Origin of the sequence: Kitasatospora sp. NPDC005748 (assembly GCF_040630735.1) — a bacterium.
Lineage (GTDB): Bacteria > Actinomycetota > Actinomycetes > Streptomycetales > Streptomycetaceae > Kitasatospora.
Genome location: NZ_JBEXYD010000072.1, coordinates 14504 through 35286, shown reverse-complemented (window position 1 = coordinate 35286; position 20783 = coordinate 14504). Strand labels below are relative to the sequence as shown.

Here is a 20783-nt window from a genome sequence, read left to right as displayed (position 1 = left end):
AGGTCGTCCAGGACGGTCACCTGGTGTCCCGCCTCCAGCAGGTGGGCGGCGACCACGCTGCCGACATAGCCGGCGCCACCCGTGACCAGGTACTTGCGGGCGGCGCTCATGACGCCACCTCGCGCAGCCGCTCGGCGGCCGTCTCGGGCGACACGTCGTTGACGAAGGCGTCCATGCCGGACTCCACGCCGGCCAGGTACTTGAGCTTGTCGGCGGTCCGCCGGATGGTGAACAGCTCCAGGTGCAGGGCGAGTTCCGCGCCGTTGGTGGCGGGGGCCTGGTGCCAGGCGGAGATGTACGGGGTCGGCGCGGCGGGCCCGTCGGCGCCGGGTGCGGTGAACAGCCGGTCGAAGCGGCGCAGCAGCTCCAGGTAGACACCGGGGAACTCGGCGCGCTCGGCCTCGGTGAGCTGGGTGAGGTCGCCTACCCGGCGGTTGGGGTAGAGGTGCACCTCGTAGGGCCAGCGGGCGGCGAACGGCACGAAGGCGGTCCAGTGCCGGCCGGTGAGGACGGTGCGCCGGGGGTCGCCGCGTTCGGCGTCGAGCAGGTCCTCGAAGAGGTTGCGGCCGGTGGTGGCCCGGTGCTTCGCGGCCTGCTCCACCATCCGGGCGGTGCGCGGGGTGGCGAAGGGGAAGGCGTAGATCTGGCCGTGCGGGTGGGCGAGCGTGACGCCGATCTCGGCGCCGCGGTTCTCGAAGCAGTAGACCTGCTCGACGCCCGGCAGCGCGGAGAGTTCGGCGGTGCGGTCGGTCCAGGCGTCCAGGACCAGCCGGGCGTGCGCCTCGTCCAGGGCGGCGAAGGACGACTGGTGGTCGGAGGTGAAGCAGACGACCTCGCAGCGACCGGTGCCGGCCAGGGCGGTGCGCAGCGGGTCGCCGGCGGCGCCCTCGGGGGCGGGGCTGTCCGCGGCGAGCGAGGGGAAGCGGTTCTCGAAGACGGCGACCTGGTAGTCGGCGTCGGGGATCTCGCTGAACCGGCCGTCGCGGGACGGGCAGAGCGGACATTCGTCGGCCGGCGGCTGGTACGTCCGGGCCTGGCGGTGGGCGGCGACGGTCACCCAGGCGCCGGTCACCGCGTCGCGGCGGATCTCCGAGCGGTTGGCCGGGGCCTCCAGGGGGCGGAGGTCCGCGGTGCCGCGGTGGGCGGGCACGTCGCTGTCGAAATAGATCAGCTCGCGCCCGTCGGCGAGCTTGCTGGTCGTCCTGATCACGGCTTCCTCTCGGCGGGGGTCCCGGGCGGCGAGTGCCTCGCTCCGCCAACGGACTGTGGCACCACATAATCAAACATAAATGAGCAAAAAGCAACGGTGGTGAATCGGGAACCTATGGCGAGCCTGGCACGGCGGGCGACGGTCGCGCCAGGACGGACACGCGGGGCCCGAGGGGCCGGTGCCGCGGGGCCGGGCGGACGCCGGGGAAGCGCGCGGGTCCAGGCGGTTTCGCGGGTCGCGACGGTGCCCGAGGGGGCGCGCGGACCGCGCCGGGCGCGCCCGGCGGCCGCCCCAGGACGTGCCCGGGCCGCGGTTCGCCGCAGCAGCGGGTCGAGGACGGCCAGGTCAACACGTTCCACCAGCAGCGGGCGGGCGAGCCCCCGGACACGACCGGAAGGAGGCGCTCCGCCGTTCGATCCTGTTCTCCCCTGCGCTACGTTGGTGGCCGGCAGACCCGGCCGACGGCGCACAGGCGCGCCGCGCGCGGCCGTGGGCGGGACAGGGACCGGAACGGGGAGCGTCGTGGCGGATCAGGGCATGCTGGCGCAGCAGCGTCGGGCGCTCATCCTGGAGTACGTCCGCAGGGACGGCGCCGTCCGGGTCGCCGACCTGGTGGAGGAGCTCGGCGTCTCGGACATGACCATCCGCCGGGACCTCGACGCGCTCGCCCGCAGCGGGGGAGTGGAGAAGGTCCACGGCGGCGCCGTCGCGGTGACCGGACCGACCGCGACCACCGACGAACCCGGCTTCGAGGCCAAGTCCACCCGGGAGTCCGCGGCCAAGGCGGCCCTCGCGGACGCGGCCGCCGCCCTGGTCGAGCCCGGCACCGTCGTCGCGCTCTCCGCCGGCACCACGTCCTTCGCCGTCGCCTCGCGACTGCTCACCGTCCCCCGCCTGACCGTCGTCACCAACTCCCTGCCCGTCGCCGAGCTGCTGCGCACCGCCCGCCGGGAGCTGGGCGACGCGGCGCCGACCCTGCTGGTCACCGGCGGCAGCCCGACGCGCTCGGCGGCGCTGGTCGGGCCGCTGGCCGACCAGGCGATCCGCAGCCTCCACATGGACCTGCTGATCCTGGGCACGCACGGGGTCTCCGAGCAGGCCGGGCTCACCACCCCCAACCTCGCCGAGGCCGAGACCAACCGGGCCCTGGTGGCCGCCGCGCGCCGGGTGGCGGTGGTCGCGGACCACACCAAGTGGGGTGTGGTGGCACTGAGTTCCTTCGCCACGCTGGCCGACGTGGACTGCTTCGTGACCGACGACGGGATCTCCGGCCAGGCCCGCGCGGTGCTGGCGGACACGGTCGGCGAACTCGTCGTCGCGCCCGTTCCCGAGGACTGACCCGTTCCCGAGGACTGACCCGTTCCCGAGGGGCGACCCGTTCCCAAGGACTGACCCGTTCCCGAGGGCCGACCGGCCGTGCCACCGCCGGTCCACGGCGGTCACTCCGGCGGCCGCGGCCCCCGCGGGAGCGGGCCCGGCTTCCTGCCGTCGTTCTCCGGGGCGCCGGGGGCGGTGATGATCAGCTTGCCGACCCGCTCCGCGAGGACGGCACGGGCCTGCGGCGGCATCCCGTCGTCGGTGACGAACCAGCCGATCTGGTCCAGGTCGGCGAAGGTACTGAGCCCCGTGACGCCCCACTTGGTGTGGTCCGCCGCCACCGCGACGCGGCGGGCGCGCGAGATGAACATCCGGTTGGCCTGGGCCTCCGCGAGATTGGGGCTGGTGAGCCCCTCGTTCTCGGTGACCCCGTGGGTGCCGAGGATCAGCAGGTCGACGTGGAGCGAGGCGATGGCCTGGTCGGTGATGGGCCCGACGAGGGCCTCGGAGGGCGTCGCACTGCCGCCGGTCAGGAGCACGACGGGTGGTCGCTGGGCGGTGTCCGGGGCGCCGCGCACCAGGCGCTCGATCGGCAGCGAGTTGGTGAGGATGATCAGGTCCGGGACGTTCAGCAGCTGGGTCGCCACGGCGTGCGTGGTGGAACCGCCGCTGAGGGCCACCACCGTGCCGGGTTCGACCAGGGCGGCGGTCGCCTCGGCGATGGTGGCCTTGGCCGCCGATTCGAGGGTGGACTTCACCTCGAAGCCGAGTTCCTGGGCGGTGCCGGCGGTGACCGCGCCGCCGTGGACCTTCTCCACCGCCCCGGACCGCGCCAGGGCGTCGAGGTCGCGCCGGATCGTCATGTCGGAGACCCCGAACGCGACGGACAGGTCGGACACCCGCACGGCGCCGTCGCGCCGGACCGCCTCCAGGATGAGGGCGCGGCGCTGCTGGGCGAGCAGCCCCTGATCGGGCATCACCATACTGTGGTCAGCTCCCTCGGGCGGATCGGATACGGCTCCATCGAGACGGTCCCGTCGAGGACGGCTCCGTCGAACGCGGTTCCGGGACGGGCCCGGTGGTGAGTCGGAGGCCAAGCGGCCGGTACGGAACCGCGGGTGGCACCCGGTCCAGTCGGGTACCACCGGCAGTCTGTGGCGAGCGGGCCGACCCTCGGCGGCCCTCGCCCTTCCCCACGGGCGCGACCGGGGCGGTCCGTTCGTCGAACGGGCGCCGCCGTCCGGGCGGGTGCGGAAGTCGGCCGACCCGGCACGGCCTCCGGGCCGATCGGTCCGGAGGCCCGGGCCCGGTGTCTAGGCGGGGAGGCCGATGGCGCGTTCGCCGTTGCGGCGCTGCTGGATGACGACGGCGGCGACGAGGAGGGCTCCTTGGGCGACGTTCTGCCAGAAGGAGTTGATGCCTTCGACGGTGAGGCCGTTCTCGAGGCAGCCGAGGAGGGCGACGGCGAGGAGGGTGCCGCCGATGCCGCCCTTGCCGCCCTTGAGGGCGCAGCCGCCGAGGGCGGCGGCGGTGATGGCTTTGAGTTCGAGGCCTTCGCTGCCGGAGGTGGGTTGGCCGGAGCCGGTGCGGGCGGTGAGGAGGATGCCGGCGAGGGCGGCGACGATGCCGATGAGGGCGTAGACGGAGACGAGGTATTTGTTGATGTTGATGCCGGCGAGGCGGGCGGCGGTGTCGTTGCCGCCGATGGCGTAGATGTTGCGGCCGATGTCGGTGTACTTGAGGAGGAGGTGGACGGTGGTGGCGACGAGGATGAGGAGCCAGACCATGACGGGCAGGCCGGCGATCTTGCCGCGTCCGAGGAAGACGAAGAGGTCGTTGTTGAGGACGTAGCCCTGGGCGCGGCCGTTGGAGACGAGTTGGGCGATGCCCTTGTAGGCGGCGAGGCCGGCGAGGGTGGCGATGGTGGGGTTGACGCGGCCGTAGACGATGATGACGCCGTTGAGGATGCCGACGGTGATGCCGATGCCGATGGCGGCGGCGATGCCGGCGAGGGCGTTGGAGCCGGCGGAGGTGAAGGCCATGGCGGAGACGACGGAGGCGATGCCGACCTGGGAGCCGACGGAGATGTCGAGGCCGCCGCAGATGATGACGACGGTCTGGACGACGGCGAGGAGGCCGGTGATGGTGGCGGCCTCGGCGATGACCTGCATGTTGGTGATGCTGAGGAAGTTGTCGTTCAGGATGCCGAACAGGGCCAGGACCAGGACGAGGGCGCCGATCAGGCTCAGGTTCTGACCGCCGATGGAGGCCAGGAGCGAGGCGCGGTTCTTGGTGGGCCGGTGTGGTGCGCCGTTCTCGGCGGTCGGCCGGGCGGTGGTGGTGCTCATGCGCGGGCTCCAGGGGCGGTCGTCGTCGTGGGGGCGGTGGTCGGCTTGTCGTGGGTGATGTCGTCGGCCATGGCGAGGGCGAGGATGGCTTCCTCGGTGGCTCGGGCGCGGGGGAGTTCGCCGGTGATGCGGCCGTTCTGCATGACGACGATCCGGTCGGCGAGGCCGAGGACTTCGGGGAGTTCGGAGGAGATGACCAGGACGGCGATGCCTTCCTGGGCGAGGTCGGCGATGATCTGGTAGATCTCGGCCTTGGCGCCGACGTCGATGCCGCGGGTGGGTTCGTCGAGGATGAGGACCTTGGGCTTGCGGGCGAGCCAGCGGGCGAGGACGACCTTCTGCTGGTTGCCGCCGGAGAGTTTGCGGACCTCGTGCTCGATGGAGGGGGTGCGCACGCGCAGGCGGTCGGTGTAGTCCTGGGCGAGTTCGCGTTCGGCGCCGCGGCGGACGAAGCGCAGGCGGCGCAGGCGTTCCAGGACGACGAGGGAGGTGTTGTCGCGGATGGAGCGCTGTAGGAACAGGGCCTGGGCCTTGCGTTCCTCGGGGGCCAGGCCGAGGCCGGCGCGGATGACGGCGCCGGGGTTGCCGGAGGGCAGGCGCTCGCCGTCGAGGGTGACGGTGCCGGAGTGGATGGGCAGGTCGCCGGCGAGGGCGAGGGCGAGTTCGGAGCGTCCGGCGCCGATCAGGCCGGCCAGGCCGAGGACTTCGCCGGCGTGGACGCGCAGGGTGATGTCGTGGACGGCGTCGGTGGTGACGCCGCGGACGTCGAGGACGACGCGGTCGGTGGCGACGTCCTGGCGGGAGAACATGCTGCTGAGGTCGCGGCCGACCATGAGGCGGACGAGTTCGCCCTCGGTGGTGGCGTGGGCGTCCTGGACGCCGGCGAGGGTGCCGTCGCGCAGGACGGCGATGCGGTCGGCGAGTTGGAAGATCTCCTGCATGCGGTGGGAGACGTAGATGACGGCGACGCCCTGGTCGCGCAGGCGGCGGATGAGGGCGAACAGGGCGTCGACCTCGTGCTCGGAGAGCGAGGAGGTGGGTTCGTCGAAGGCGATGACCTTGGCGTCGCCGGTCAGGGCGCGCAGGATCTCGACGAGTTGGCGCTGGGCGGGGGTCAGCTGGGAGCCGATGAGGTCGGGGTCCAGGACGCCGGCGAAGCCGAGGCGGTCGAGGTCGGCGGTGATGCGCCGGCGCAGTTCGGCGCGGTCCAGGCGGCGGCCGGCCCTGCGGGGCAGGGAGCCGGCGTAGACGTTCTCGGCGACCGAGACGTGCGGGATGATCTCGGGTTCCTGGGGGATGATCCGGATCCCGGCGCGGCGGGCGTCGGTCGGTGAGGACAGGGCCAGCGGGCGGCCGTCGAGGACGACGTGGCCCTCGGTCGGCTGGTGGTCACCGGTCAGGATCTTCAGCAGGGTCGACTTGCCCGCCCCGTTCTCCCCCATCAACGCGGTCACCTGACCGGCCGGGAAGTCGAGGGTCACGCCACCGAGGGCCTGGACCGCACCGAACCGCTTGGTGACCTGATGGACACCGACGCTCCCGGCGGCGGGCTCGGCAGTGGGCGGGCGGGGTTCCGGGTTCACGGCAGGGGCTGGGCTCATCGGGGTCACCTTGAGGTCGTGCGGGAGGGTCGGGAAGGTCCGCGGCCGGTGGGACGCGGTCGGTGGCGGACCGGGTGGGGGAGCTTCGGGCGGTCCGGCCGGCGGGGCGTCCCCGGCCCGGCGGTGCAGGGGCCGGGCCGGGGAACGCTGCGTCAGGCCGGGGGATGCGGCCCGAACGGGGTCAGCTGCAGGTGACTCCGGCGCTCTGCCAGGTCGTGGCGTCGACCATGGTGGTGGGCGCGAAGGCCTCCTTCGGGAAGTCCTTGCTGTTCTTGAGCTTGTCGTACATGGTCTGCACGGCCAGCGCGCCGACGTCCTTGCCGTTGATGAACAGCGCGGCCTTCATCCCGGTCGGCTTGCCGCCGCTCCAGTCCTTGCACGCCAGGTACGCGCCCAGACCCACCCCGATCACGTGGTCCGCGGAGACGCCCGCGTTCTGCAGCGCCGTCACCCCGCCCTGCACGTTCTCGTCGTTGCAGCCCCACAGCACCCAGTTCTTCACACCCGGGTTCGCCGTCACCGTCGCCGCGATCTTGTCCTGCGCGCCCGTCGGCGTGTTGTCCGTCGCCACGTCGATGTTCTGCACCCCCGGCACCGCGGCCGCGAACGCCTCCTTCGCGCCCTTCACCCGGTCACCGCAGACCGTCACGTCCTGCTTCCACGCCGAGACCACCCGGGTCTCCGCCGGGTTCCACCCCGCCTTCTTGAACTCCTCACCGGCCCGCTTGCCGACCTCGCCGCCCATCTGCAGCCCGGAGAACCCGATCCGCGACACCAGGTCGTCCTTCGAGCACGCCGCCGGGTCCGGACCACTGGCGCAGATCTGGTCGTCCGAGGTCAGCAGCGCCACCTTCGCGTCCCGCGCGGTCTGCACGACCTGCGGCCCCACCGCCGGGTCCGGCACCACGATGATCACACCGTTGGTCTTCTGCGCGACCGCGGACTGCACCTCGCTGATGGTCTTGTTCGCGTCGTTGCCGAGGTTGACGACCTTCAGGTCGACCCCCAGCTCCGCGGCCTTCGCCTTCGCGCCCGCCGCCTCCCCGACGAAGTACTCCTGGTCGCCCTGCTTCTGCAGGTAGGTGATCGAGATCTTCCCGGAGACCGGCGCCACCGAGGCGTCGCCCGACTTCACGGACTCCTGACCGGTCGAACAGGCGGTGGCCAGGCCCAGGGTGAGGAGGAGGCCGGCTGCGGCGGCGGCGCGGCTGGTGGGACGGAACATGGGGGAGCTCCTTCGAGGGCGCACCAGCCGCAGGGACGGAACGGGTGCGAGGGAGTCGGGCAGTCGTGCACATGCTGGTGGAATGCGAGCGGTGGAGTGCGGCGGTGCGCCGACCGGGTGGTGGTTTGAGGCCGGGAGCCCCGCCTTGGCCAGTCAATCGAACGTAGACTGCCAGAAACAAACACTTCCGAACGCGATGGGGATATGACACCTCTGTTTCGGAAACCACGTCAAGGGTGCGGCGGGGTCGAGACCACCTTGTGACGTGCGGCCGGTGGCGGGGCGGACGGGACGGGCAGTCAGGTGGCAAGCCCCGCGGCTCAACAGGCGGTTCACCGGGCGGGCCCGGATCCGGACCGGTCGCGCCCGGTCCGCCCGGTCCGAGAGCCGGCGGTAACGCTTCGGTAAACCCCCGGGACGGTCGGGGGCGACGGCGCTCCAACCCTCACGACCGCCGCAGGTGGACGGTCGCCTGCCGAGTCGCACGCAAGGAGAACAGTGAGAGAGCCCTCAGCGCCCTGGACCGCCTTCGATCCTCGCGGCCGGCTGCCCCAGTCAGGCGAACAGGCGGCCGCGGACGCGCTGCCGTCGCTGCCCGAGGAGTGCCGGCGGGAGATCCTGCGGGCCGTGGTGCGGGCGGCCGGACAGCGGGAGCTGCCGTCCTCGGCCGCCGCCGGGACCGCGCCCCAGGACGACTCCGCGGACGTCCGCCGCGCCCGCGCCGTCGCCGTCGCGGTCCGGACCTGTCGGTACCTGGCCGCTCGGCAGGGCGGCGCGGACGGGCCGTCCTCCCCGCCGCCCGGGGCACCCGCGCCGTCCTGTCCCTCCTGTTCCGTCGGCGGGCGCCCACCGCGGCCGGGGGCGATGTACGGAGGCGACGACGAACCCACGGTCGTCCTCGAACGAGTCCGCACCGTGGCCCGCGCCGAACGGCCGGCCCTGTCATCGGCCCCGGTCGTCGGCCCGGGCCGCGACTCGCGCCGCGTCCCGTGGTGGAGCCTGGCGCTCTCGGCCGCCGCACTGGTCGGCGGTACCGTGGCCATCCAGCAGGAGGGCCGGGAGGCACCCAGACCGGGTACGGCCTCGGTGCCCGGTGCCACCACCTCGGAGGCCCCGCCAGGACCGACGGCGAATCCGGCCGTTCCCGCGGTGAGGAGCACGGCGGGCGGCGGGGCGGGGGAGAGCGGGACGGCGGAGAGCGGGACGGCGGGGCCGGCGAAGGGGCTCGCCGGTTCGGGGCCGACCGGGCCCGGCAGCCCGAAGCCGTCCGCGACCGGGCAGACCTCCGCGGCCCCGGTGGCCACGGGGCCGCAGGCGTCCGGATCCGGGGCACCCACCGGCCCCGCGTCCGGCGGTCCGGCGTCCGATGGCCCGACCGAGCCCCGGGCGGGCCGGACCTCGCCCGGGCCGACTCCCACCGGGACGCGTAGGCCGGCCTCGGAGCCGCCGCCCACGCTGCCGACCACCCTGGTGCCGGCGAGCCCGTCCGTGCCGGTGGTGGTGGTACCGTCGTCGGCCCCGCCCAGTCCGGTCGGCACACCCCCGTCGACTCCGGAGCCTCCGGCGGGCAGTCCCACCGCCACGGACCCGCGGTGACGTAGGGCCGCCGGGGGTGGGGGCGCAGTTCCGAAGAGGCATCAGGTATACGATTTCGTGCGGCCTTTCGGTAGTTTGGCCCCCTGCTGGGGTGCTGTAGCTCCGAAGGGGTGTCAGATAGACGATTCCGCTTTGGGCTGTCCAGTGATCGCGGACGCTCCCGCCCGGGCCTTCGGTGGCCCACCGGCCGTCGCCCTCGGGCGGCCTCCTCGACCGCGGCGCGTGCCGAGCCCCCGGTGAGGCGGATGCACTGTCGCACGCGGTACCCCCCCCGGCGCGGGTGCGCGCCCGTGACCGATCCGACTCCGTGACCGATCCGACCCCCGTGTCCGATTTCGACTCCGTGACCGATCCGACCCGAAACCGACTCCGCACGCACCCGCTCCGTCGCCGCGGCCCCGGCGGGCGCCCCGGAGCGAAACAGGCCCCGGGGGTCGCCCCCTCCCCGGCGCCGGGAACTGCCGTGCTCACCCCGAAGGGACCCTCATGCCACGCCGCTCACGCCCGCTCGCCGCACTCGCGGACCAGCCGCCGACGTCCGAACCCGGCACAGCGGGAAAGCCCGGCGCGGACGACCCGGCCGCCGAGAGCGACGCCCGGCTGACGGCGCGGCTGCGGGGCGGCGACGACCAGGTGGTCGCGGAACTCTACGAGCGCCACCACCGGGCTGCCCTGCACTACGCGCGGATCGTCACCGGTCGCGCCGAGAGCGCGGAGGACCTGGCGAGCGAGGCCTTCGCCCGGACCCTCGCGGCGGTGCGGACGGGCGCGGGGCCGGACGAGAACTGGCGCCCGTACCTGCTGGCCGTGGTCCGCAACACGGCGATGGCCTGGTCGACGGCCGACCGGCGCACCCTGCTCACCTCGGACTTCGGCGACTGGGCCGACCGGCAGGAGCAGGTGCTCTCGCCCGACGAGCTCTTCGCGGCCACCGCCGAGCGGCAGTTGGTCGCCGAGGCGTACCGGTCGCTGCCGGAGCGCTGGCGCACGGTGCTCTGGCACACCGTCATCGAACAGCGGCCGCCGGAGGAGATCGCACCGCTGCTCGGTCTCACCCCCAGTGGCGTCTCCTCGTTGGCTTTCCGCGCCCGTGAGGGGCTGCGGGAGGCCTACCTGGTGGCGCACGTCCGCCGCGCCGCGTCCCCCGACTGCGCGGCGCACTCCCAGGAGATCGCGGGCCTGGCCCAGCGCCCGTCGAAGCGGACCACCAAGAGGTTGGCCCGCCATCTCGACGGGTGTGCCGACTGCCGCTCGTGCCTGGCCGAGATGCGGGACGTCAACGGGCGCCTGCGGGCGGTGGGGCTCGGCTTCTTCGTCCTGTGGGACGGCGGTCACCCGCTGGGCTCGGGCGCCGGCGCGCTGGCCGCCGCAGGGCACGGGGCCGGCACCGGGGTCGGGGTCGGGGTCGGCGCGAAGGCGGCGATCGGTGCGGCGGTGGCCGGGGTCGCCGCGACCGCGGTGCTGGTCAGCATCGCCACCGGCTCCGGCCCGGTCGGCTCCCGGCCGGGCGCGTCCTCACCGCCGCAGGCGCGGATCGGGGCGGCCGCCCCGCTCGGCACCGTTGCCGCCGAGGCACCGCCGACCGCCGACTCCGCCCCGACTCAGACGCCGGCCGTCGCGGCCTCGACCCCCGCCTCCCCCCAGTCCGGTCCCGCGTCCCCCGGTACCCCGTCGGCGGCGGGACGGGCGAGCGCCACCGCCCGGGCCTCCGCGCCGGCCGCGAAGTCCACGGCGTCGAAGGCGCCGAAGGGAACGGGCGGCGGCCTGTCGGCCGGGGTGTACACCGACGCCGACGATCCGACCCCCGCGCCGGGGGACCGGGTGGTGCGGCTGCGGCTGCCGGCGCTGAACAGCTGCGTGGACGCCGAGGACGTCGACACGGTCGACGAAGAACTGCCGTACCGCGACGCCTGCGCCGCCGGGAACACCCAGAGCTGGTACCTGCGGCCCCAGCCGTCGGGCACCGGGTACTCCGTGATCAGCGCCGGGAACGGCGGCTGCCTCGACTCGACCGGTGGCGCCGCCGCGCAGGTCGTGCAGCACCCGTGCGGCAGCGGCCCCGGCCAGGTCTGGCAGACGGTGAGCCTGCCCGGCGGCGGGACGGGCCTCCAGCAGCGCCAGTCCGGTCAGCTCGTCGGCGCCGCGGGCACGGGGGCCGCCGAGGACCTGTTCCGCCTCTACCCCCAGTCGTGCGGCGCGGACGCCGCGTGCAACGGCAAGGTGGCGTTCCAGCTGTAACCGTTCCCCGGGCGTTCGGGCAGCACGCCCGGGGGACATCCGTCAGCGCAGCAGGGACCGGGGCGTCGGCACGACCCGGGTGACCACGGACTTGTCGAGGAACAGCAGGTCGGCCACGGCCGGGCCGAGTTCGGCGACCCAGCGGTCGCTCTCGTAGACGGCCGCGTACGCCTCGACGCGGTGCGCCTCGTCCTCGAAGCGGCGGATCCAGACGTAGCCGTCGGGGTGCTCCTCGTCGACGAAGGACGCGGTGATCACCATCCCCTTCGAGCTCTGGAAGGGGATGACGGTCCGCTCCATGAAGCGCAGCCATTCCTCCCGCCGACCGGGCTTGGTGAGGTAGTGGCGGATCTCGTAGAACATCGCGGGTGCTCCTCGGAAAAGGGGGGTCGGTGGGCGGCGGGTCCGGCGACGGCTCAGGAGCTGAGGTCCAGGACGAGCTTGCCGCGGGTGCGGCCGGTCTCGCCCTGGGCGTGGGCCGGCGCGGCCTCCGCCAGGCCGAAGACCTGCTCGACCTCGACGGCCAGCGCACCGCCGTCGATGAGTTCGGCGAGCTGGGTCAGGCCCGTGCCGTCGGGCTCGACCAGGAAGGCGCTGCTGCGGACCCCGAGCTCCGCCGCGGCGGCGTGCAGCTCGGCGGAGACCCCGGAGGGGACGGCGACCAGCAGGCCACCGGGGCGCAGCGTCCGCAGCGAGCGCGTGCTGGTGCCCTCGTGCTCGTCACCGACCAGGTCGAGGACCACGTCGACGTCGGTCACGACGTCCTCGAACCGGGTGGTGGTGTAGTCGACGAGCCGGTCCGCTCCCAGCCCGGTCAGCCACTCGTGCCGTCCGCCGCGGGCGGTGCCGATCACCTCGGCGCCCAGGTGCTTGGCGATCTGCACCGCGAAGTGCCCGACGCCGCCGGCGGCGGCGTGGACCAGGACCCGCTGACCGGGCCGGATCCCGGCGGTGTCCACCAGGGCCTGCCAGGCGGTGAGGGCCGCCAGGGGGACGGCCGCGGCCTGGACGTGGCTCAGCGTCGCGGGCTTGCGGGCGAACTGGCGGGCCGGCGCGGTGACGAACTCCGCGTAGCCGCCGGCGGCCCGGGGGAACCACGGCATCCCGTAGACCTCGTCGCCGGGCCGCAGCGTGCTCACCCCGAAGCCGACCTCCTCCACCACACCGGACACGTCCCAGCCGAGGACGAAGGGGGGCTCACCCAGCACCCCGGCCATCCCGCCGCCGGCCCGGGTCTTCCAGTCCACCGGGTTGACGCCGGCGGCCCGGACCCGGACCAGTACCTCCGTCGGCAGCGGTTCGGGGCGCGGCACCCGCTCGACCTTCAGTACCTCCGGGCCGCCGAAGCGGTCCTGCGTCACCGCGCGCATCGAGTTCACGGACATGATCGACTCCGTAGGAAGAGAACGGCGGGAGGCCCTCGGTGGGCCCGCCCTGCTGATGCCCTCGACGCTATCCAGCGGCATATAGTTACCCGCAAGGTCTACTGCTTCCTGATGGGAAGTGTCCTGGTGAGGAGTGGTTCAAGGTGTCGGAATGCGTGACCGGACAGCACGACCGGCATGACGTCTACGCGGCGCAGTGCCCCTGCCGGGCCATGCTCGACCTGCTGGCGAACAAGTGGTCGGCGCTGGCGATCGGGGCCCTCGGCCAGGGGCCGCAGCGCTTCGGCGAGCTGCAGCGGCGCCTCCAGGGGGTCAGCCCCAAGGTGCTCACCCAGACCCTGCGCCGGCTGGAGGACGCCGCACTGCTGACCCGGACCGTCTACCCGGCGGTACCGCTGCACGTGGAGTACGCGCTCACCGAGCTGGGCCGCAGCGCCGCCGTCCCGCTGAGCATGCTGCGCGCCTGGGTCGAGGAGAACACCGCGCAGCCGCGGACCCGCCCGGGCCGGCTGTCCGAGGCCTGATCACCGGCGGGCGCAGGCACCGGGCCGGGTGCGAGGTAACGGATCGGCATACCCGCGGGACGGGTTCGCGGCCCCCGTCTCCATACCGGCAGACATCGACACGGTGTCAGGTTCCTCCGCGCTCGCCAGAAGGTGATCACTTGTCCACCCGCCGCAGTCTGATCCTCGCCGGTACCACCACACTCGTCCTCTCCACGCTCCCGCTCGCGACAGCGGGCGCCGCCGGTACGGCAGCGCCCGGCACGCCGTCGCCCGGAGCGGCCTCGGCGAGCGCCTCCCCGGCAGGTCCGTCGGCCTCCGCCCCGCGCCTCGACGGCTCGCTGCAACGAGGACTGGAGCCGTCGGTGTCCGGTGTCCCGAAGGACTTCGAAGTCGGTGGTGCGGCAGAGGAGTTCGGCTACACGATCGCGAATCCGTCGGCGCACGACTTCGTGGCCTTCCCGCTGCTGAAGTTCAAGAACGTGACCGGTGACCTCCGCACGGCCGACCTCAGGGTCGAGTACCAGCTGCCGGGGCGCACCGACTGGCTCAGGGGCTCACAGGCCCCGGGCAGCGAGGGCGTGGACGACGGCGTGTTGGTGGTGCTCGGCGGCAGGGACGGCGACAACGTCGCGGACGACGCGCTCGTGGCGGTCCGGAAGGGCAAGTCCCTCGCCCTCAAGGTCCGGGTATCCTTCTCCGCCCAGGCGCCGGTCGGCAGGGCCGGCGTGGCTCCGGTGCTCTTCGCCGCGCAGCTCGACGACGCGACCGGGCAGCCGGTGGACAAGGGCAGTTACGGCTGTGCCTGCGGGGTGGGGTGCGCGGGATTCCGGATCAAGGCGCCGGCACCGGTCGCCACGGCGTCCCCCACCCGGGTGCCGTCGCCCTCCGCGACGGCGTCGCGCCCCGCCACCGCGCCGCCCACCGTCACCGCGCCGCCCACCGTCACCGCGCCGCCCACGGCTCCCGCGGTCACGCCGTCGCGGACGGCCACCCCGGCGCCCAGCAGTGCGGCGCCCACCGCCCCGGCTCCCGCCCCGAGCCCCGTGGTGACTCCGACCGTTTCCGCGACGCCCACGGCCGCCCCCAGCCGCCCGACCGGCTCGCCGACCCACGCGCCCTCGCTCACGCCGACCGTCGCCGTCCCGACCGTCACCGCCCCGGCCACCACTCCTGCGGTGACGGCCCGTCCCACGACGCCGTCCACCTCGTCCTCCGCCCCGGCGCCCGCGCCGTCCGTGTCAGCGCCGTCCGCGTCCGCCGATCCGGTGGGCGACGGCCCGCTGCCGCTGCCGGTGCCCATCGACAACCCGACCATCGCGCCGCTGAGGATCCAGCCGGCGGCGGTCGTCCAGGCGAAGACCACGGCGGACGCCGTGGAGCGGAGCCTGGCCCAGACGGGCGGCGGTGACCACCAGGTGCTGATCACCGGAGCCGGTGTCGCCACCCTCGCCGCGGGCACCGGTGTCCTGGTGCTCCTGCGCCGCCGCCGGGCGGCCCGGCACGGCTAGCGGCGCGGTCGCGGCACCCACGGTGTGACGCCGTGGAACCCGGGCCGGTGGCGCCCTCCCGCGCGCGCCGCCGGCCCGGCCGTGCCGTACCCGCCCACGGGGAGGCCGGCCCGGGGACGGCCCCGAGCCGTCCCCGGGACGGACAACGTCGAACGCCCTGACAGGACAGGAATCATCGTGCTATCTCGTCCGAATCTGGCCGGTGCCGTGCTCGCGGCCCTGGTGGCCGTCGGCCTCGTCGGTGCGCCGGAGGCCGCCGCCGCGTCGATGGCCTACGATTTCGAATCCTCCGACGGCTGGCCGTACATGGCGCTCAACGGCTTCGGCCGGGTCTCCGCCGTCCCCGCGCCGGCCGGCGGCTCGGGACGGGCCGCGCGGTTCAACGTGCCCAACGACGGGCGCTCGTTCAAGACCGAGCTGGTGATGAAGAACCTCGGTGCGGGAAGTCATCGCTTCTCCTTCGGCGACTACCTGCCGAACGACTGGCCCCGTGAGGACTTCGGCACCATCGTCGCCCAGTGGTTCAGCACGCAGGGGGACGACAACGACGGGGTGAAGCCCGTCGTCGCCCTCTCGCTGAACGGCCAGGCCTGGCTGCTGAAGGTGCACTGGCTGGAGGGGGTGGAGGTCCGGGAGACGGTCGTCCCGCTCGGGACGGTGCAGTTCGGCCACTGGAACCGGTGGGTCGTCGACATCACCTGGTCGACCCCGTCGTCGCCCGGCTCCGTCGTGGTGGTCCGGGACGGCGTGAAGGTCGGATCGCACACCGGGGAGAACAACTACCACCGAGGGGAGGCACCGCACTTCCGGATCGGGATCTACCGCCCGACCTGGCGGCCGGAGAAGAAGGTGACGCACTCCGTCGGCGGCCCCGACGCCGTCCTGTACGTCGACGACGTCTCGATCACGGACGTGACCGCGGGCGCCGCCGCGCCGCCCTCCCCGGTGGCGAGGACCACGCCACCGCCGGAATCCGTCACCGCTGCGCCGTCCGCACCCGCTCCGACGGCCTCGCCGAAGCCCTCGCCCTCGCCCACCGCCGCTCCGAGGGCGACCCCGAGCCCGACGCCCTCCGGCGAAACGGCGGCCCCCGCCTCGCAGTCGTCGCCGGAGCCGGACGACGCGATGACCCGCGCCGAGGCCGAGGCCGCGCTGCCGGTCTCCGTCGGGACGACGGCCGCCCCGGCCGAGGAGCCGTCGCCCACCGCCGCGTGGATCGGCGGCGCGACCGCGTTCACCGCCCTCGCGTGCGTCGGCGGGGTGGTCCGCCGCCGTCACCGGGGGACCGGCCGGCGCAGGCGGCGGTGAGCGGCGCCGCCGGGCCCCGGGCCACCGGCCGTCAGCCCTGGGCCGCCGGCCCGGGCCGGCACCGGGGCCCGGCGGCCGGCTGTTCGAGGGCGGCCCTGGTCCGGTCGCCGAAGACGGAGAAGCTGCGCTCGTCGCCGCGGATGCCGGCGGCCTGCTGGAATCCGGTCAGCATGCGCTCGGTGACGGCGTCGAAGCGCCCCTGCACGAATCCCGGCTCCGGCGTGCACCCGGCCCTGATCAGCAGTCGCTGCAGTGCCGTCACCTCCGGCCCGCTGTCGCCCCGTCGGAGCGGCCGGGCGGGCGGTGGCGTCGGGGCGGACGGCGAGGCGGTCGGGGCCGGGGCGACCGGTGGCGTCGGTGCCGCGGCCGGTGTGCTGGGCGTGCTCACCGGGGCCGGTGCGCCGGCGGTCGTCGGCCGGCCCGCCGTCGGCCCGGGGACGGTCGCCGGGGGAGCGAGCGCGGGGGCGGTCGAGGGCGTCGCCGGTACGGTCCTGGACCTGCTCGGGGTCGGTGTCGCGGTGGGCCGGGCCGACGGCGACTCGCGGGCCGGGGGCACCGGTGCGGCACTCGGACCCGTCGGGTCCGGCGCGATCGTGTCCAGGACGGTGGCCGAGGTCCCGTCGGGCGTCGGCGACCCGGTGACCCGGCTCGACGGCGGTTCGGCCATCGCCAGCCCGAGGGCCAGCGCGACCGTGCCGATGCCCGCGGCGCCGATCGCGAGGCGCCGGCGGGCGAGGTGGCGGTTCGGTCCGGTCCGGCGGTGGGCGGGGCCGATGACGATCTCCACCGACGGCTCCTCCCGGGGCGCCACCCGCACGTGGTCCGGCCCGGGGCCCACCGGGGCGGTGGCCGCCCGGTGATCGGCGGACACCGGGCGGAACCGGGCCAGCAGGCCCTCGCTCAGGTGACCGGCCTCCCAGCGGCGGACGGCCCGCAGGTCGGTCATCGCCCGGTGACAGCGGTCGCAGAGCGGCAGATGGGCGGCGAGTTCGACGGGAGTCGGCGCGTCGGTCGCGGCCGTCTCTCCCAGCAGGGCCGCGAGGTGCCGGCACTGCCGCTCGGGCGCCCCGAGGGCGTGCGCCCGGATGTACGCGTCGGCGAGCCTTCGGCGGGCCGCCGGTGCGGGAGCCGGGACCGTGGCCGGGTCCGCCGCGAGGGCGCGCCACAGTTCCATGGCGGGGAGGTCCGGGAGCTGCCCCAGCGCAGCCAGCAGCGGACTGCTCCCCTCGACGGTGGCGACGACGTCACGGGGGTCCTGCTGCGGTGCCCGGCGCACGGACAGCCAGGCGCGGAAGCCCGGTGACAGGTCGTCACCCCGCCCCGCGGCGGCCCACCCGGCGGCGACCAGGCGCGCCTCGCCGAGCAGCAGGCAGCTCCAGGAGCCACCGGGGAGCCGGTCCCGGTGCGGGGCGTCGAGCGCCCGGTCGAGGACCTCCTCCGCGAGGCCGTGCGCCTCCCGGGGGGTCGCGCACAGCGTGCCCGCGTAGGCGAGCACCAGGTCGCCGTAGCGGCGGGTCAGCTCCCGGGTGGCGGTCCGCCGGGCGGAGCCGGAGAGCAGGAGCTCGCCGAGCTCCGCGTCGGTGAGTGAGGCGAGGGAAGGTGACATGAGGGTCCTCGGTGAGGTCGACCGGCGGCGGTCGCGGACGGCCCGCGAGCCCGCCGCTCCCGGAGGCGTTGTGAACCTTGGAGTCGGGATCGGCGCCGCCGTCCCGCCCTGTTACCCGATCGTGATCCGACGCGGGAGGAGGCGGCTCCGCCGCCCCCGCGCACCCGGTCACGGACGTACGGACCCGCGGGCCCGGGACGCCCCCGACTACCCATGACTCCGGGGGCGGGTACCTACGGTTCGGCGCACTCGGGGGAAGTTGGGTGGCCTCGGCGCTGGACCCCGCCCCCGCCTCCGACCTTTGCTGGATCCAGGAGTACCGCCCGCGCAGTGAGCGGGCGACGTCCGAGAGGGAAGAACACCATGACCCACCGCATCCGGCCGGTCGCGAGCCGCTCCACGGCCAGCTACCTGCGCTGCTACCCGTACGACACGGTGTACCTGCTGGACTACTGGCGGATCCTCGCCCGCTACTCCGCCGAATCCGGGCTGGGCGACGCGACCGTCTTCATGGACAACGGCCGGCGCTCGACCGACGACCTGACGGCGCTGGCCGATCTGACCCGCGCCGTCGAGGAGGGTCTGTGCGCCACCGTGCTGATCCCCGGCCCCTTCGTGTTCTCCCTGGACGACGCGGAGGCCGGCGCGGCCCTCCGCAGGCTGGAGGAGGCCGGGTGCCGGGTCGTCGAGATGCCGCGCCCCTCGTTCTGGAACGAGGCCCCCGAGCTGGTCGCCGTCCCCTGACGGAGTAGGAACGAGGCCCCCGAGCTGGTCGCCGTCCCCTGACGGAGTAGGAACGAGGCCCCCGAGCTGGTCGCCGTCCCCTGACGGAGTAGGAGCGACCGCGTCCGGCGGCGGCCGTACTTTGGAGGTGTTCAGCGGCCCGACCGTCGTCACCGACCCGGTGGGGCGGTCAGCGGCGCCGGGAGTACGGCATGGCGGAGACGGAACACGGCGGGGGCCAGGGGCCGGCCGGCCGGTGGGGGCCGCAGCAATCCCCGCGGCCGGGCCGGCTACGGCGGCGCGCTCTCGCCGCGTGAGCGGCAGGTCGCCGGGCTGCTCGCCGAAGGGGCCGGCAACAACGACATCGCCGCCGCGCTGTTCCTCTCACCGCGCACGGTCGAACACCACGTCGCCAGCGTCCTGAAGAAGCTCGGCACCACCCGTGCCGCACTCACCGGTGCCGACGCCGTGCCGGTGGACGGGTCCGTTCCGCGCGACCGAGCTGCCGCGATGCCACGGGCGGACACGGCCGGCGAGAGCTGGTGATCGCCGCCGCGCCGGAGTCACCGAAGTATGGCCACCAGGTATCAGTAATGTTTCGACGTGTTGACTTGTTGGGCGCGCTCGGCAAGCCTGAGGGTCCCCCATCTGTTGAATTCCGCGTAATCACGTTTGTTTCTGTTCGGTAGTAAACGGAGCTCCGGTGGCTGGACCCGGAGGTCAGGACGAGCGCGGACGACGTCGAGGAACCCGTATGAAAAGAGTGGGATCTGTTCTCGCAGGCTTTCTCGGCCTGCTCCTGGCTGTGATCGCGGGGCCGTCACCGGCCCAGGCCGCGCCGGTCACCGCCACCGCAGGCACCCAGTTCCCGGACACCACCGGAGCGGGGGTGCAGGCACACGGTGGCGGCGTGATCAAGGTCGACGCCTACTACTACTGGTTCGGTGAGGACCGCGGCGAGGACAACAAGTTCCGCTACGTGTCGGCGTACCGCTCCACGGACCTGAAGACCTGGGAGCCCCGGGGCCACGTGCTCACCCAGGAGACCGACCCGGAGCTGAAGGACGCGCTGATCGAGCGTCCGAAGGTCCTGTACAACGCCAAGACGAAGCAGTTCGTCATGTGGATGCACAAGGAGGCCGACGACTCCTACGGCGAGGCCCGGGCAGCCGTGGCGGTCTCCTCGACGGTGGACGGCCAGTACCAGTGGAAGGGCTCGTTCCGCCCGAAGGACGCCGAGGGCAACGAGTACATGTCGCGGGACATCACCGCCTTCGAGGACCCGGGCACGGGCAAGGCGTACATGATCTCCTCGGCGAACAACAACGCCGACCTGATGATCTATCAGCTGAATGACGACTACACCCAGGTGACGGGCGTCCCGGCGAACCCCTGGCCGGGCCAGCACCGCGAGTCTCCGGCGATGTTCAAGCGCGGGGACGTGTACTTCATGCTGACCTCCGGTACCAGCTACTGGGACCCGAACCAGCAGAAGTACGCCACCGCCCCGAGCCCGACCGGGCCGTGGACGGAGATGAAGGACGTCGGCGACAACTACGGCCACGGCTCGCAGACGGCGTTCGTGCTGCCGGTCGAGGGCAGTGAGACCACCTCCTTCCTCTACCTGGGCGACCGGTGGGCGGGCAAGGGGGCCAACCCGAACCGGGTCAACGACTCCACCTACGTCTGGCTGCCGCTGCAGTTCCCGACCGCCACCACGATGGACCTCCCGTGGTACCCCGAGGTCTCGATCGACACGGCGACCGGCCGGGTGGCCGGCTCCGGCGGCGACCCCCTCAACACGCTCACCAACAAGGCCGGCGGTCTCTGCGCGAGCGTGACCGACAGCCTCTCCGACAACAACGTGCCGGTGGTCCAGGGCGCCTGTGACGGCGGACTGAACAGCGAGTGGCGGTTCACCAACAACGACAACGGCTACGTCCGGGTGCTCGCCCAGCACAGCGGCAAGTGCCTCGACGTGGCGGACAACTCGACCGCCGACGGCGCCGAGGTCAAGCAGTACGACTGCGGCTCGGGCAACAACCAGCGCTGGCGCTTCGAGGGCCCGGCCGAGGGTCCGGTCCGCATCATCGTGAAGCACAGCAACAAGTGCCTGGACCTCCAGGGCGGATCCCTGGCGGCGGGTGCCAAGCTGGTCCAGTCGGACTGCGACGGCAGCCCCGGCCAGGACTGGAAGGTCGCCGTCGCCGGC

16 protein-coding genes and 1 pseudogene are annotated in these 20783 nt (G+C 73.9%); 8 read left to right on the top strand and 9 right to left on the bottom strand.

The genetic code is table 11. From position 1 onward, the window contains the following. Both ABZ495_RS32365 and galT read right to left on the bottom strand, forming a co-directional pair. On the bottom strand, window positions 1-110 hold a 110-nt coding region (locus tag ABZ495_RS32365; RefSeq protein WP_359809192.1), incomplete at its 3' end, for an NAD-dependent epimerase/dehydratase family protein. Beyond that, window positions 107-1210: a galactose-1-phosphate uridylyltransferase gene (gene galT / locus ABZ495_RS32360; RefSeq protein ID WP_359809186.1), complete on the bottom strand. Its 1104-nt coding sequence runs from the start codon at window positions 1208-1210 to the stop codon at window positions 107-109. The genes ABZ495_RS32365 and galT, both read right to left, overlap by 4 nt. Before the next feature lie 537 nt (window positions 1211-1747). Between galT and ABZ495_RS32355 the strand changes: the two genes are divergently transcribed. Further along, window positions 1748-2548 (top strand): DeoR/GlpR family DNA-binding transcription regulator, encoded by an 801-nt coding sequence (locus tag ABZ495_RS32355; protein ID WP_359839422.1) that lies wholly within the window; start codon window positions 1748-1750, stop codon window positions 2546-2548. 101 nt (window positions 2549-2649) lie between these two features. Here the strand turns inward: ABZ495_RS32355 and ABZ495_RS32350 are convergent, their stop codons facing one another. From ABZ495_RS32350 to ABZ495_RS32335, 4 genes are all read right to left on the bottom strand, one after another. Further along, window positions 2650-3504, bottom strand: coding sequence for a DeoR/GlpR family DNA-binding transcription regulator (locus ABZ495_RS32350; RefSeq protein ID WP_359839419.1), 855 nt, complete (start codon window positions 3502-3504; stop codon window positions 2650-2652). A 336-nt stretch (window positions 3505-3840) separates the two neighbouring features. Continuing rightward, the gene (locus tag ABZ495_RS32345) at window positions 3841-4875 is read right to left on the bottom strand and encodes an ABC transporter permease (RefSeq protein ID WP_359809183.1); all 1035 of its coding nucleotides are present in this window, start codon (window positions 4873-4875) and stop codon (window positions 3841-3843) included. Next, on the bottom strand, window positions 4872-6476 hold the full coding sequence (locus ABZ495_RS32340) for a sugar ABC transporter ATP-binding protein (RefSeq protein ID WP_359839417.1): 1605 nt from the start codon (window positions 6474-6476) through the stop codon (window positions 4872-4874). The genes ABZ495_RS32345 and ABZ495_RS32340 overlap by 4 nt, the downstream gene beginning before the upstream one ends. Window positions 6477-6657: 181 nt before the next feature. Beyond that, window positions 6658-7701, bottom strand: a complete 1044-nt coding sequence (locus ABZ495_RS32335; protein ID WP_359839415.1) for a substrate-binding domain-containing protein — start codon at window positions 7699-7701, stop codon at window positions 6658-6660. Between the two features lie 2082 nt (window positions 7702-9783). On the opposite strand from ABZ495_RS32335, the gene ABZ495_RS32330 reads away from it, so the two are divergent. Beyond that, window positions 9784-11535, top strand: coding sequence for a sigma-70 family RNA polymerase sigma factor (locus ABZ495_RS32330; protein ID WP_359839413.1), 1752 nt, complete (start codon window positions 9784-9786; stop codon window positions 11533-11535). Window positions 11536-11577: 42 nt separating this feature from the next. On the opposite strand, the gene ABZ495_RS32325 is transcribed toward ABZ495_RS32330, so the two are convergent. Continuing rightward, window positions 11578-11898 carry an NIPSNAP family protein gene (locus ABZ495_RS32325; protein WP_359809178.1) on the bottom strand — a complete coding sequence of 107 codons (321 nt, stop codon included), beginning with the start codon at window positions 11896-11898 and terminating at the stop codon, window positions 11578-11580. 53 nt (window positions 11899-11951) lie between these two features. Further along, window positions 11952-12920, bottom strand: coding sequence for an NADP-dependent oxidoreductase (locus ABZ495_RS32320; protein WP_359809176.1), 969 nt, complete (start codon window positions 12918-12920; stop codon window positions 11952-11954). A gap of 212 nt (window positions 12921-13132) precedes the next feature. Here ABZ495_RS32320 and ABZ495_RS32315 point away from each other — a divergent pair, with 212 nt between their 5' ends. From ABZ495_RS32315 to ABZ495_RS32305, 3 genes are all read left to right on the top strand, one after another. Then, window positions 13133-13444 carry a helix-turn-helix domain-containing protein gene (locus ABZ495_RS32315; RefSeq protein ID WP_359809188.1) on the top strand — a complete coding sequence of 104 codons (312 nt, stop codon included), beginning with the start codon at window positions 13133-13135 and terminating at the stop codon, window positions 13442-13444. Between the two features lie 140 nt (window positions 13445-13584). Next, window positions 13585-14934 carry an LPXTG cell wall anchor domain-containing protein gene (locus tag ABZ495_RS32310; RefSeq protein ID WP_359839411.1) on the top strand — a complete coding sequence of 450 codons (1350 nt, stop codon included), beginning with the start codon at window positions 13585-13587 and terminating at the stop codon, window positions 14932-14934. Between the two features lie 177 nt (window positions 14935-15111). Next, entirely contained in the window at window positions 15112-16242 is a 1131-nt protein-coding gene (locus ABZ495_RS32305; RefSeq protein ID WP_359839409.1) for a heparin lyase I family protein, read from the top strand. A 31-nt stretch (window positions 16243-16273) separates the two neighbouring features. Here ABZ495_RS32305 and ABZ495_RS32300 read toward each other — a convergent pair whose 3' ends face one another. Further along, the gene (locus ABZ495_RS32300) at window positions 16274-17848 is read right to left on the bottom strand and encodes a peptidoglycan-binding protein (RefSeq protein WP_359839407.1); all 1575 of its coding nucleotides are present in this window, start codon (window positions 17846-17848) and stop codon (window positions 16274-16276) included. 363 nt (window positions 17849-18211) lie between these two features. Between ABZ495_RS32300 and ABZ495_RS32295 the strand changes: the two genes are divergently transcribed. The 3 genes and pseudogenes from ABZ495_RS32295 to ABZ495_RS32285 all read left to right on the top strand — a co-directional run. Next, window positions 18212-18592, top strand: a complete 381-nt coding sequence (locus ABZ495_RS32295) for a hypothetical protein (RefSeq protein WP_359839405.1) — start codon at window positions 18212-18214, stop codon at window positions 18590-18592. A 312-nt stretch (window positions 18593-18904) separates the two neighbouring features. After that, window positions 18905-19117 (top strand): helix-turn-helix transcriptional regulator, encoded by a 213-nt coding sequence (locus tag ABZ495_RS32290; RefSeq protein WP_359839420.1) that lies wholly within the window; start codon window positions 18905-18907, stop codon window positions 19115-19117. A gap of 208 nt (window positions 19118-19325) precedes the next feature. Then, window positions 19326-20771 (top strand): annotated as a pseudogene (locus ABZ495_RS32285) (RICIN domain-containing protein); the annotation flags it as partial. Between the last annotated feature and the right edge of the window lie 12 nt (window positions 20772-20783).